Here is a 13,429-nt window from a genome sequence, read left to right as displayed (position 1 = left end):
ATGAGGACCAATGCACCCGCCGGAGTGCTCGTCGCACTCGCGTTTGTCGGCGCGCTTGTCGTACTCGGAGCAGCCACGAGCCCCGCGGTCGCACAGACCGACGAGGGTAATATCACCGTCGAGCGAACGGACAACAGTCTAGAACTCACAGTCGACGCCAACCAGACCGGCAACTTCGATACCATCCGTCTCGTGGTCAACGAGAGCGGCGAGGTGGTGAACGAGACGTTGTCGACCGGTGACGATGTGGTGAACGAGACCGACAACAACCAGACACAAGTCGCACTGGACCTGTTCGATTTCCCCGGTGGTCTCCCTGAAGATGAAAACCTGTCGGCAGCGACCGTCGACGTGGCCCTCAAACAGAATGAGACAGTGGTCGAGGAGACACAATCCGAGCAGAATCTGGCCGCGGCCCGCTTCGAGGATTCCGTCGGGTTCGCGGACGGCAGCCTGAACGTGACGGCGACCGAGCTGGTCGGTGTCGGCGACGCTGTTCCGATGGCGCTGGCCGGCGAGACGACAGTCGACGCCACATTCGAGCCGGCAAACGAGAACAGGAGCCTGAGCGTGCCCCTGGCCGAGAACCACACGGCATTCAACATCTTCGAGCCGTTCGACGTCGTCGCGTTCCCCGACAGCGCAGGCGAAACGGCGGTCATCGAAGACCTCAATCTGCCGAGCAGAGTCGACCCGCCGATAATAAGCACCGACGGTGATAATGAAACGCTCGCCCTAAAGTACGGCCTCGTCTTCGCCGATGGTGAGTACAACGTGACCGTCGCGGCCGCCGAGGAGACCAAGACACTCCAGGCAGGCAGCTACGGCACGCTCGACCTCTCGGAGATCGCCGACACAGTGTTGCTCTCGGGGAACACCACGCTGTCGGTCCAAGGAGGAGGGGCGTCGGTGGTCGACAGCCTCCGGGTGCCGTTCGACGACAGCGGAGTGTTCGGGCTGGCACGAGACATCGCGGGTGCTCCGACGTTCAGTGCAGACCAGCGGACGGTGAGTCATCCGTTGTTGTTCTCCGAGGAAAGCTACGGCGTGACAATCGAGACGACAGGACCAGACGGACGGCTAACATTCGAAAAGCAGGCCGACGAATCGGGACTATCGCTTCCGGAGAGCGCCGACAGCACGTTCGTCGCCGACGAGGTTACCATCTCGGTGACGAGTCCGGACGGCCACACGCTGTTCGAAGGCGAACCGCTGTTCGAGGACGGGAGCCAACGTGCGTCGCTGGCGTCAGTCGCGGAGGTAACGGCCCAAATAGATGGTCAACAGCTTAATCTCTCGGGCTCCGGCGTTTCGCTGGGCGACGCCAAGACGGTTTGGCTCCAACACAACGGCACGCTGACCCAGCTTAACGCCACGCACGTCAACGGCTCGACCGGGTTGCTCGACATCTCTAGTATCGACCAGATGCCGGGTGAAGGTGAGACCGTCTCCCTGGTGTTGTTCAACAGCGACGAGACAGTCATCGAACGGCTGGACGTGACCCTCACCGAGAGTGACACGGGTGGTGCCAACAGCGCAGGGTTGATTCTCGTTCCGGACGGGTGGGCCATGCCGTTCGGCGTCGGCTGGTTCGCCACCGCGACGGTCGTCGTCCTCCTGTTAGGTGTATTCAAGCTGGCGCGGGTGCCCGTCGTCGGCGAGCCTGGCGGATACGGGCTGTTCGCATGGGTCGCAAGCAACGCGCTCGGCCTCTCGTTTCTGGTGTACTTCCTGGTGCCGCGAATGGAGTTCGGTATCGGCGTCGTCGGCGGGACGAGCCTGGTCATGGGAGGCTTTCTGATTCTCCAGAAAAAGCCACAGGACCTACAGGCACTTGCTCTCGCTCTCGCGGCCGGAATTGGCGTCACCGGTATTCTGGTGATGGCCGGCCAGGTCGTCGACCAGTCAGTACTCGGCATCGGCGTCGGGACCGGATACGGGACGCTTGCCGGGACTGGTCTCTCGCTCTGGTCCGGGAAACACCGGTCGAGTTCACAGGAGCAGGCAGCCGGGGGCAGGAAGTCGGGCCCTGTCGACGTGCAGATAGTGCTCGTCGACGCACTCACTAGGGAGCGGGTCGATACTCGGGCGACCATCCAGGCAAAACAACAGTCCAGGCGAAACACGGGAGTGCGACCGGCACGGAACAGCCCCTCGACGAACGAGCAGCGGCTGTCGGTACGAGGCGGCACGGCCAGTGACTCATTCGAGCCCGGCAAGTGGATGTTCAAAGTAGAGACACACGGGCAGACCATCGAACAAACCGAGAGCATCCGCAACGGGGCTGGCACGCTCCGGTTACAGGTCCCAGGAAAGACGTTGGCCGTGCAGGTCGAAAGCAGCGACGGGAGCCCGGTCGGAAACGCCGATGTCGTCGTCGAGTCGTCGTCCTACACCGACCGCGGCGCGACCAACAGAGACGGCCGCTTCCAGGCGACACTGCCTGCGGATACAGCTTCGGTCGAAATCACCGCCGAGCACGACCTCTACAAGGCTAACACCGTCTCTGTCGACGCCTCCCGGAACAACGAGCCCCGAGTGGTTCTGGAGCCACGGGTGGGACAGCTCCACGTGACCGCGACACTCGGGCGAGACTCCGTGGCGGGTGTTTCGGTGACAGCACGGCGTCAGAACACGCCACGAGAGGAGGAGACGGGAACGACCGACGAACGCGGCGCAGTCGAGTTCCGGGACCTTCTCATCGGTAGATACGACCTCACTGTCGACCTGCCGACCACGAGCGGGGCGTTCAGTGTCACCGAGCAGTCGGCCCGCATCGAGGAGGGGTCCAGAGACAGGCGAGACGTGACGGTCAGATTCGAGTACAGCCTCTCGAGGGACCACAAACGGCAGATTCGAGAACTCCGCAACGAACTGGACGAGATCGCGCAGTCGTCACGGCGCGACGACGCGATTCAGGGGTATTACGCGAGCGTCCTGCACGCTGTCCTCGATGCGGTCGAACGGGTTCCGCGGTCGGGCCATCCATTCCTGAAGTACAACACGGATCCAGACGCCGCCGTCGAGGCGTTGCTCAGCGCGGTCGAGGAGACGACAGCGACGATGGACACGGTCCTCACCTCACAGCGCAACGTCAATCTCTTCTCGGCGTGTTCGGACCTCCCGCAGGCGACTGTCGAGTGGCGGGGGAACGTCGACATCGCGGACATGCTGCGCGAAGCAAGTCGGGATGTCGGTCAGCAGCGTGCCGAGGTCAACGAACAGCTCGAAGACGTCGACGAGACCATCAGCGCCGAGTTGCGGGAGCTGGCGGAGGTGAGTCCGACCCGCGAGATGTGGGAGGGGCTCAGAGATCTGCTCCGCGACCAGGGCGGGCTCGACGAGCTGGAGGTGGCGGCGTCCATCTTTGTCGCCCTCCTGATGCTCGATGCGGTCGAATCGGTGTTCGAGCACCGGGAGCTGCGGAAGCGACTCGAACAGACGGTATACTAACGGGGCTACCATGAACAGAAAAACCACGACGTACACGATAGCACTCATCGCGACGCTGTGTCTGCTGTGTGGACTGGGCGGGGTCGTCACGGGGACGGACGCGACACAGCAACAGCCAGAGACACCCGAAGAGTTCCTGACGACGTTCCAGGACCTCGAAGGGACCGAATCCTTCGAGACCCACAACGAGTTTGAGGTGATGCGGTCACAGGCAGTCCAGGACGTGCAGGTCGGAGAGTTTACCGACGCGAAGGCACAGCGCCTGGACCTCCTGTTGGAACTGTTGCGGACCTTCGACGAGGCATACCAGTATCAGCAAAACGAGTCCTACGACCGGGCGCTCGCGCTCGGCAACGACTCCCGAGAGCTGACAGCCGAACTCCGCGAGATTCCACAGGGCGAACAGTACGCAGTGTTGGCCGATATCGCACTCGACCGGTTCTACGAACAGACGGGACAGACACTGCTGTCGAGGGCCGAAGGAATCGAGAACACGCCACAGCGTCTCGACGTGCTCGGACAGGCCGCACTGAGCTACAACAAGGCCAGCGCGACCGAGCGGTACGGCCAGATCGTACTCCGGGCGGACAGAACCACACAGCAGTTCGAGACGGACGTCGAGACAATAAACGGGACAGACACGGCGGTGACTGGATTCCTCGATACGTGTACGGACTGTGACGACGTGGCGTCACTGATCAGCGGACAGCACGTCGCCGTGTTCGGAATGTACGCCGACTCGCTGTCGGCGCTGTCGGCCGGCGAAGAGGGCGTTGGACTCGCTGAAAAACACGGGCTCACAGAGCGCGAAAGTCAACTGACCGGAGCCCGCGAGCAGGCCCAGGAGTACAATCAGAACCTCGCGATGGCGGGTGTTGCCATCGTGTTAGGCTACAGTGCAGTGGTCGGACTGATTGCCGCACTCGTCACCTGGCGGCTGATGCTCTGGAAGCGTGACCTCACCGACGCACAGTACGGGGATGTTATCCTAATGGGGGAGATGCTCAATGCGTAAGCACGCCAGTCTCGCGCTGGTGGTCGTCTGTCTGGCGGTCGCCGGCGTCGTGGCGCTTCCGGGTATCGTCGACGCACAGTCGTCCTCGGTGACCCTCGAACTCCAGGCCGCCGACGACAGCGACACTGACAGCGCGACGGTCTCGTATACCTTCACGACGCTCGAAAACGCGACCAGCGCGACGATTAGCGAGGGCAGTGTCTACTCTAGCGACGTTAACTTCGAGTTCGAGGGGTGGGAAGAGATTGGCGGAGCCAGGTCGGGGAACGACAAGAATTTCCGGGTGGACGGAAGAACGAATTACCGAGTTACCTACACCGTCGGGGCGTCGTCTGACGCAAGCGAGAGAACGTACAGCATCGACTCAAGCGTCGATATTCAATACAGTGACGGCAAAAACGAGAATCCGCCTTCGGAGACCCTCTCTGCGACCGTGGAGATCCTCGAACCCGAGTTCGGAACGATCGTCGATGAATCCGAGGAGGGGACCTTCGAGCCAGACGACGGCTCGACGCTCGAGTTGCAGGCGGGTATCGACATTCGCAACAGCGGCGATGGCTACATGGACGTGGAGGATATCGATATCTCGGGGACGCCACGGGGGCTATCGGTCACCTCCGGCGGCCTCCCCGACCGGATCGACGGCGGGGACACAGAAATCGGAGTGCTCGACATCGAGGTCGAAGACTACATCTCCGAAGGCGAACACAGCTTCTCGGTGACAGTCACTGACTCGCTGGGGAACTCCGAGTCGACGACGGTGACCGTCGACATCTCGAAGCCGCCCGCGGTCGGTACCGGCCAGCGGACGGTCGACCTCGGCGAGATTCTGGTCGGTGAGAACGGAGAAGGAACGCTGACGCTCACCGAGCGCAATGGGTACACCGATATCGATGGCGTCGAGGCGTCGGTCACCTCCGGAGACAGTCAGGGCTCGATATCGTTCCCGGGGCTCAGTAGTCGCAACATCCGCACCGGCGGGTCGGCGACCCAGACCGTCGAGATCGATGTCGACGGAAACGCAGACCAGGGCGAACAGCTGGAGTGGGATGTCTCCTTCAGCCCGAACGCTGACGACGGTATCGAGGCAGAAGAGGAGGTGACGTTCACCGCAGAGGTGCTCTATCCCCCCTACTACGAGGAGCTGTCGATGGGCGACAGCCAGCTGGTCTTCGATGAGCCACGGTCCGAGACAGACGAGTTTACCGACAGAGTCACCGTCGACCTCGCTAACGGCGGCGATCTGCCGATGGAGCTACAGAACGTGGATGCGGGCGTGCCGAACAACCCCGATATCGACGCTGAGATCGTCGGCGGGCCGAGCACAATCGGCCCAGGGTCGACCGGAACAATCACCGTCGAGGTGCTCGCATCGAGTGATTCCTCGGCGGGGTCGTGGGCAGTCGAACTCGATTTGACGGCCAACGAGCCGACGACAGCGCCCGGTGAGCAGACAGGCTCTGTGACGGTCACCGGGAACGTCGGCATCGAACATGAGACCGAGCTGGTAGTCGACCAGACCTCTGTCGATGTCGGCGAGCTCATCGTCACCGACCAGACAGACGAGACGGTGAACATCCGAGAGCGACTCGGCTACCAGGCAGTTGCAGGGTTCTCGATACGACGGGTGGCCGGTCCCCAGGAGGGGTGGTTGACGGTGACACAAGAGCCCGAACGGCTCAACTCGGGCCAACAGAAGACGTTCGGCGTCAACATCCAGTTCGACACGACCGCAGAGCTGTATACGACCTACACCTGGGAGTTCGATGTGGGCGGGACGAACGTCAACACGTCGACGATAACCATCCAGGCAGTGCCCGAGCCGGTCAACTTCGCCGAGACAATAACCGAGCTTGAAGACGCCGGTGCTGGAACGAGCGGTGAGGCCGAAACCGTCGCCCTCGAGATGGCAGCGGCACTCGGCGAGCTCGAACAGCTGTTACAGGAGGGTGACGGTGACGCGACCCGGGGCGATATCACTCAGATGGTCACCGCGGCGCGCAGTTCACTGCTCTTGATCGATACGGCAGGAGAGGCACAGTCGCTGATGGACGAGGGGAACTTCTCGCAGGCCCAGCGGCCACTCGTGCAGGCCAGCTCGGCGTTTAATACGTTCTCCGTCGCCGTGGAGGACGTGAGCAGCTCCGAGATCAGGTCACGGACTGCAGAGATACAGGCAAGCGCCGAAACGCTCGTCTCAGACCTCATCGAGCGTCAAGAGAGTCACTATCTGGAGGAGCTAGAAGAGGGAGACCCGACGATGCTCGAAGAGGCTCAGACAAAGCGGGAACTCGCCAGGGTGACAGAGCTGAGCGGGAACGAACAACGTGCAGCGGAACTCCGCGAGGAGGCACAGAACGCGTTCAACAGCTACTCCGAACTCATCTCTGACGGGAACGAGGAGCTCATCGCGGCCCGCCAGCTGCAGGACGAGATGGACGAAGACGTGTTCATTTCACCCGGCGGATTCCGGCTGTTCCTCATCAGCTCGCTCTCGACGTACAACGCCGAGTCAGACAGAGTCCTCGAACGCTACGACACCGCAATCGAGAACTTCGAGGCTGCGGGCGCGACTGAGCGCGCAGAGGTCGCGGCCGCCGAGCGGGCGGATATCGCATCCACCTACGAAAACGCGTATCTCGCCTCGATTGGACTTGGCGCCGCACTTGGCGTTGCGCTCCTGGTGTTCATCCTCTGGGAGATACGAGCGCTGTACCGGTATCGGCTCGACGCCGAAGATGCCGTCACCGGCGATTTCCTGCTTCCGTGGGCCGAAACTGAGTCGTGAGGTGGGTCTCGCCAACCCGGACTGCAGTATCGTCGTCGTTCGTCTCCCACTCCGCAAGATAGTTCTCTCTTTCCCACCGCTCGCCGGCCTCGGCAACGGGCCCAGCAAACGTCTGGCGCTCCGTGACCTGTTCCCCGTCAACGGTGCCCTCGACGACGACATCGAACGTCTCTTGCTCGGCGCTTTCGGGCATCACGTCGACCAGCAGTGTCTCAGTCGTCCCGGGTTCGAAGGCCGAGACCGTCTTGCTGTCCTGTGACAGCGCGGTGTCCAGCACGATATCGCCCTCGACCGACAGGGTCGCGTCCCGAAACGGGAGGGCAGTGTCGTTCTCGACGGCGACTTCGACGACACCCTGGGTCTCGGCGACGAGGCGGCTCTTGTCAAGCAGTGTCGCCTCGATACTCCCCTGAGTGGCGCTGTCGCCTGTCTCGACCCGCGGCGCGAGCGTCAGTCGCTGTTCCGTCGAGTTCCCGTGGCGGTACTCGACGAGTATCTGGCTCGTCACCCGCCCGGCGTCCGCCAGCCGGTCGAACTGTCGCGTGACCGTCTCCTGCTCGCCGGCCTCGACAACGGGTGGCTCCTCGAAGTTGTGCGTCTCGGAGTCGTCGTCCGGTGTCGTCTTGACTGCGATCCGTGTGAGCGTACACCGACGGCGGCTGTCGTTTGCGATTTCGAGCCCGAGCGTGTCACCGTCGACCGGCGCAGCCTGCATCCAAATCTCCGGCTCAGCGATGCGTATCGTTTCCTGGCGCGAGCGCGTCTGGGCCGCGTCGACCGGTGGGAGTCGGTGTTCTCCTGTCTCGAACAGCGTGTGATACCGCGTCAGGACGACCGATGACTCGGCCTCGATTCGGTCGATGTGATAGTTGTCGGAGGCGTCGGCGACAGTCACGTCCTCTGCCGGACGCCGTGACTCGTTGGTGACCCGGAGGCGCTCGGTGAATCTGACGCCACACTCCGCCGTCTCCGGGAGTTTCCGCTCGACGCTGACGCGTGGTTTCTCGTCCTGATCGGCGGCCTGGTCCGACCCCGTGTTGCCGGACTGGCGCGGGTCGTTCTGGGCGGGTTGGCGGCTCGCTGTCCGCTGGGTGGTCTCCGTCTGCGGAGTAGACTGGCGAGACGAGGCGGTCGGAGCATCCGTCCCCGACCAGCCGGCAATCCGGGTCTGGCGGTCGCCGTCGAGCAACGGCGACGAGACACGAACGGGAATCTCCTCGCGGGTCGCCACCGACGGCGGTAGCACGATAGCCAGAACGTGACGGTCGTGTTCGCCGAGATCGATCTCGCGCGAGAGGGTCAGCCCGCCGGGGAGTTCGACATCGAACTGCCCGCGGGCTGGTATCGACGTCGAGGGCCGGACGGTGATGTCGATACAGGGAGTCTCGCTATCGGCTCGCTCGATGTCCACCCGAGCCGCGCTGTCTGGGATAGTGACACGGCTGTCGACAGTGTGTGTCGAGTTCCGCTGGGTGAGTTCGACCGAGACCGTCCGGTCGCGCCCGTCGAGGGAAAACTCGTGTTCGGCGGTGACCGACGAGCCCGCCTCGACGCGACGCACCGGCTGTTGGCCGATCTTGACGGCTTCGATGGTCACGTCGCTGACGTTCTCGACGGTCGACTCAACGACGACAGTCCCGTCGACAACCCGCTCGGGCTCGACGGCGACATCGACCGCTTCTGACAGTGTGAGCTGTGCCCCAGCAGTAATCGTGGCACTCGTAAGCTCGTCGCCGTCGACGAGCAGTGTACACTCGATCCGGTCGGCCGACGGGAGCTCGCGGACCCGGTAGGCGATTTCACGGGACTCCCCGGGACCGAGTGTGAGCTGTGCGTACCGCGAATCGAGTTCGATTTGTTGTGCGGTTTCGAGCTCGACTGTTCCCTCGGCGGACGTCTCGCCGGTGTTCTCGACTGAGACGCGAATCGGCGTCTGGTCATCGATACTGTCGGTGAGAACGGTCGCTTCGAGCTGTGCCGACGGCGACGGACCGAGACGGTACACCGTCGCGGATGTGCCCGTTGTGACGGTGAACAGCTCTCCGTCGGTCGTGCCGACGACCCGGTTTCCAGGGTCAACGTCGACCTGTTCGAGTCGCCCCTCGGCGTGGACCATCGCGATGCCGGAGTCGGTGAGCGCCGGAACGTGGCTGTCTCCGCCCGGCGAAAGCCGGCGAATCGACGCCGAGTTGCTCCAGTGTCTCTCGCCGCTTTCGGCGTCGAGTCCGACAATCGTTCCGTCTTTGAGCGTCGCCAGGACGTGGTCGTCCAGCACACTCACGTCCTCGACAGTGCTGTCGAGGTTCCGGTCGAAGACCACGTTGCCTCTGGCGTCGAGACAGACGACAAACGACCACGTACCGATACAGAGGCGGTCGCCCCCGGCGGCAAGGTGGATGTCAGAGAAGTCGTCGTGAGGACGGGGAGTCTCGAAGAGCTCGCCGCCGGTTTCGAGGTCCAGTCCAACCACGGTTCCCTCCTCTGTTAGCACGGCGAGTACGTCCCGTCCTTCGAGTCCGAGGAGCCCGGTTGCCGCCGGGACCGTCTGTGTCCACAGCTCGACCCCAGAGGTGGTGTACGCGCTCACTTCCTCCGTCGAGAGGACAAGGAGGTACCGGCTGAGGTCGATGTCGGCGACTGGCCCCGGGAGGGAGACGGTCTCGCGGCCGTCTGTTCCGATCAGGATAACATCGCCGTCGCCGCGCCCGAACGCGACCCGGTTGCTGTCGGCCGCGACAGCCCACTGCTCGCCGACCGTCACCGTCTCGATCTCGTGGTAGTCAGAATCGTTCATGCGCTACTGGTCACCACCACCGTCGTCACCCATCAGCTGTTCAAACACGCCGCCGTTGCCCCCGAGAGAGATGCCGAGACGTTCGCTCTGTTCCTCGACGTACCGGCGCATCTCCGGATACCCTTCCAGCGAGTCCATCTCGTCGCTGACGCTCGTGATGAACTGTCTGATCGTCTTTGGCTCGTCGTCGTCAAGCCTGTCCATCAGATACTGGGTGTCGGGCGTAATCGGCTCGCCCGGCGTGACGACGCTCTGTATCAGCTCGCGCTGGAGGTCGGTTCCAAGCACCCTGTCAGCAATCTCCGCCGGCGTGTACCCCTCCGATGCCCCGCCGAGCCTGTCGTAATCGATGTCGATATCGATCTCGCTTTCGGATTCCAGCTCCGCGAGTTCCGTCTGCCAGACCTCGGACATGACCGTCGAATCTGGCTGTGGGATGAACTCCTGGACTGGGAACCGCCGGCTCGCGGCCGGGTCGATAGTGAAGGGCATGTTCGTTGCCCCGATGACGAAGAGGTTGTCCTCCATCTCGTCGGTCTGCATCTCCTGGAGGAAAGCGTTGGTCAGCGAGCGCTCGTGGCGCTGGAGGTCGTCGTCGCCGCGGTCGGGAATCAGCGTCTCTATCTCGTCGAAAAAGAGGACCGCGAAGCCGTTCTGTGCGATCTCGTGTGCGCGCTCGAACACCGCCTCGACGCGGCGTTCGGCCTCGCCGGGATACCGCGACAAGATGTCGCCGCCCTTGACAGGGAGGAACTTCACGTCGCCGTACTGGTCTTCGATGTTCGTGTTGTTCGCCGCCTCGTAGGCAATTCCCTCGGCGACAATTGTCTTCCCACAGCCCGGCGGGCCATAGAGGAGCATACTCCCGCCGCGAGCGGCGAACTTCGAGCCGTATCGCTGCTCTATCTGGGCTTTCGTCTCCGGGTCATACAGCGCGAGCAACATCCGGGCGGTCTCTTTGACACCCTCCAAACCGGCGATGTCGTCCTCGAAGCTTGTCGTTGGCTTCTCCGGTGAGAGGTCGATGTCCACGTCCGTCTCCTCTTCGCCGCCCTGTTGCTGGGTTCCCTCGCCGTCACCGCTCCGGCGGCGCTCGGCGTACTCGTCGGGGTCGAGAAACTCCAGGTCGGTGTTCTCGGTCACCCGGACTGTAGTGAAATCAGTCGGTGAAAGTTCCACGACATCAAGATGGATGTTGCCTTTGTTGGTGCTGATAACCTCTTCCAGGTCGTGAAGGAGGTACTCGTGGCTGCGGAGGAGCTTGGCGACTTTCTCTCTGGTGACACTGCCCCGGACGTGGACCGTCGCCGACCGGCACTCATGAACCTCGTTTTTCGTCACAGAGGTGTCGACGACGAACGAACTCGCGCTACGGATGTCCTCGGGGTCAGAGCCAAACAGCGTCGCGACGTTCCGGTGCATCCGGACCTCGGATGGCCCAGTCGCAAGAAAGTCGTCGATGTCGTCGTCCGGCGGTTTCGCGTAGAACATCGCCTCTTTCCCCTGGCAGCGGAGCTTGACGAGTTCGCGATTGGAGTCGATGTGGCCTCCTTTGACTGTCACGTGGCTGGTCGGGTGATCCGTCTCGAAAAACGGGTTTGCGTTGGTTCTGGTTGTCATAGTGGTTCCTCCACGGGGGTGTCGACCCCGAACGCGGCCGGGACAGCATCAACGAGAAATTGGTCGATCTGTGAGTCGACGAAGACGGTGTAGTTGACCACCTGTAGCTGCCCGAGTTGTGACCGCAACACGGTCCGAAGCAGTTCGAGTCGCCGCAGCAGCGACCGGGCGAGTGATAGTTCGAGCGTATCGCCGTCGGCCCCGTCGGCCCGGAGTTTCTCGACGACAGTCTGGACCTCGCCGACGAACTCCCCCAGGCGGTCGACGAGCACCCGGAGTAGCGGCGGCCAGTTCCGTGCCGAGCCCGCTCCTCGCAACGGGACATACACCTCGCCGTGGTCGGTCTCCAACTGTCCGGCAGACTCGAGTGTCTCGATTGTCTCACGACCTGCCGGGAGTGTGTCGGCGAGCGGCTCGACGCTGGCCGTTTCGGTCGCGTATATCGCCGCCAGAACCTGTTCGAGGGGCTCGTCGCGCCGGTCGGCGGCACTGCTGGGTCGGTGGAGTGCAGTACCCCGGAGCAGTTCGAGCAACTGTCGCGTGGTGCTCCGTGCCCTGTCGCTTTCTCTGGTCGTGATGGGCTGTCCCCGGAGTATCGGTTCGTCGTGGAGTGCCATGAGACTGGTTTCGATGTCCCGGGCACACCACAACACCGACTGGGCGAACATTGTTATTCGATCTGGAGCTCCGATTCGTCGGATTCGATCTCCGCCTGCTCGTCGCTGTCGAGTCCTTCCTCAACAGAGGCCGTCACCTCCCCAATACTCTCCATCATATCGTCGACGGAATCGTTGAGTTCCTCGGCGTCGCCGAGGTTCTCGGCCATCTCTCTGGGGTCTTCGACATCAGAGAGACTGGTTATCAGCCCCGCCATGTTCTGTGCCACGTCGATATCCTCACTCGGGAACACCTGCTGTTGGAGCGCAGCCTTGCGCATCTCGCCAACTTTCGACTCGTAGACATCCTTGGCCCCCCGGAGTCGTTTGATGTTCCGTCTGAGTTTCTCGATGCCCTTCTCGGCGGTGACCAGTTGCTCCTGTTTGACCTCGTAGAGTGATTTGTAGTACGCGAAATCCTCCTTGAGCGTCTCGTATCGTTCTTTCTGGTCGGCCGACAGCTCGGAGGGGTCCGGAACCTGTGCGCCCGGGCCGAGGTTCTTGAGCTCCTGGCCGACGCGTGCAACCTCCTTTTCGACCTCGGAGACGTCGCTCTCTTTGACGTCGCTGGTCTCCTCTTTGAGCCGCTCTCGGGCCTCCTCGAAGGTATCGAGGGTGTCCTGCATGTAATCGATACACGTGTCGATTGCGGCTGCCCAGCTCAGGACATGGTACTCCCGCTCCTGGCTGTCGAACCGGGAGCTCTCCCCAGTCAGCTCGGTCGGGTCGTGTAACACCACGAGTTCACCGTCTGTAGCCGTGAGCGCCCCCTCTTCGAGAAAGTAGTCGACGATTGCCGTCGCCTGGTCTCTGTTCACGATTGATTTGTCGCTGTCAAAGTCAGCGTCGAGGATGTTCTCGACGGCCTGGTCGCGGTAGATTGTTCCCTCGCCGCCCTCCTGAAGCTGGAGCCCCTCCTGGAGGTCGCTTGCGACAATCTCCCCGACGATGTACTCCCAGTCGCGTTTCTCGCCGGGTTCGCCGTCGAACCAGCCGGTGTCGATTCGAATCGGTTCCTCGTGGGGCTCAACGGGGTCGCCGACCAGATACGTCCCGTCACCCATCTCGCGTTCGTCGAAGTTCTCGTACTTTTGTTGCATGGT

Annotated in this window: 7 protein-coding genes; 3 read left to right on the top strand and 4 right to left on the bottom strand. The window is 62.7% G+C overall.

Going from position 1 to position 13,429, the window contains the following annotated elements:
• From OSC37_RS09485 to OSC37_RS09475, 3 genes are read left to right on the top strand one after another with little or no spacing between them, the layout of a single operon-like run.
• Nucleotides 1-3,453 carry a hypothetical protein gene (locus tag OSC37_RS09485; protein ID WP_267161230.1) on the top strand — a complete coding sequence of 1,151 codons (3,453 nt, stop codon included), beginning with the start codon at nt 1-3 and terminating at the stop codon, nt 3,451-3,453.
• Between the two features lie 10 nt (nt 3,454-3,463).
• Nucleotides 3,464-4,468, top strand: coding sequence for a hypothetical protein (locus tag OSC37_RS09480; protein ID WP_267161229.1), 1,005 nt, complete (start codon nt 3,464-3,466; stop codon nt 4,466-4,468).
• A complete protein-coding gene (locus tag OSC37_RS09475) occupies nt 4,461-7,256 on the top strand; it encodes a COG1361 family protein (protein ID WP_267161228.1) in 2,796 nt (931 codons plus the stop codon). The genes OSC37_RS09480 and OSC37_RS09475 overlap by 8 nt, the downstream gene beginning before the upstream one ends.
• On the opposite strand, the gene OSC37_RS09470 is transcribed toward OSC37_RS09475, so the two are convergent.
• Genes OSC37_RS09470 through OSC37_RS09455 form a run of 4 tightly spaced genes read right to left on the bottom strand, consistent with a single transcriptional unit; the run spans nt 7,213 to nt 13,426 of the window.
• Nucleotides 7,213-10,050, bottom strand: a complete 2,838-nt coding sequence (locus OSC37_RS09470) for an outer membrane protein assembly factor BamB family protein (RefSeq protein WP_267161227.1) — start codon at nt 10,048-10,050, stop codon at nt 7,213-7,215. The two genes, OSC37_RS09475 and OSC37_RS09470, sit on opposite strands and share 44 nt — an antisense overlap.
• Before the next feature lie 3 nt (nt 10,051-10,053).
• Nucleotides 10,054-11,670: an ATP-binding protein gene (locus tag OSC37_RS09465; protein WP_267161226.1), complete on the bottom strand. Its 1,617-nt coding sequence runs from the start codon at nt 11,668-11,670 to the stop codon at nt 10,054-10,056.
• Nucleotides 11,667-12,338: a hypothetical protein gene (locus tag OSC37_RS09460; protein ID WP_267161225.1), complete on the bottom strand. Its 672-nt coding sequence runs from the start codon at nt 12,336-12,338 to the stop codon at nt 11,667-11,669. The genes OSC37_RS09465 and OSC37_RS09460 overlap by 4 nt, the downstream gene beginning before the upstream one ends.
• Nucleotides 12,339-12,340: 2 nt before the next feature.
• The gene (locus OSC37_RS09455; RefSeq protein ID WP_267161224.1) at nt 12,341-13,426 is read right to left on the bottom strand and encodes a hypothetical protein; all 1,086 of its coding nucleotides are present in this window, start codon (nt 13,424-13,426) and stop codon (nt 12,341-12,343) included.
• Between the last annotated feature and the right edge of the window lie 3 nt (nt 13,427-13,429).

Origin of the sequence: Halovenus salina (assembly GCF_026410925.1) — an archaeon.
GTDB classification, from domain to species: Archaea; Halobacteriota; Halobacteria; order Halobacteriales; family Haloarculaceae; genus Halovenus; species Halovenus salina.
This window is presented reverse-complemented; position numbering and strand designations above follow the sequence as displayed.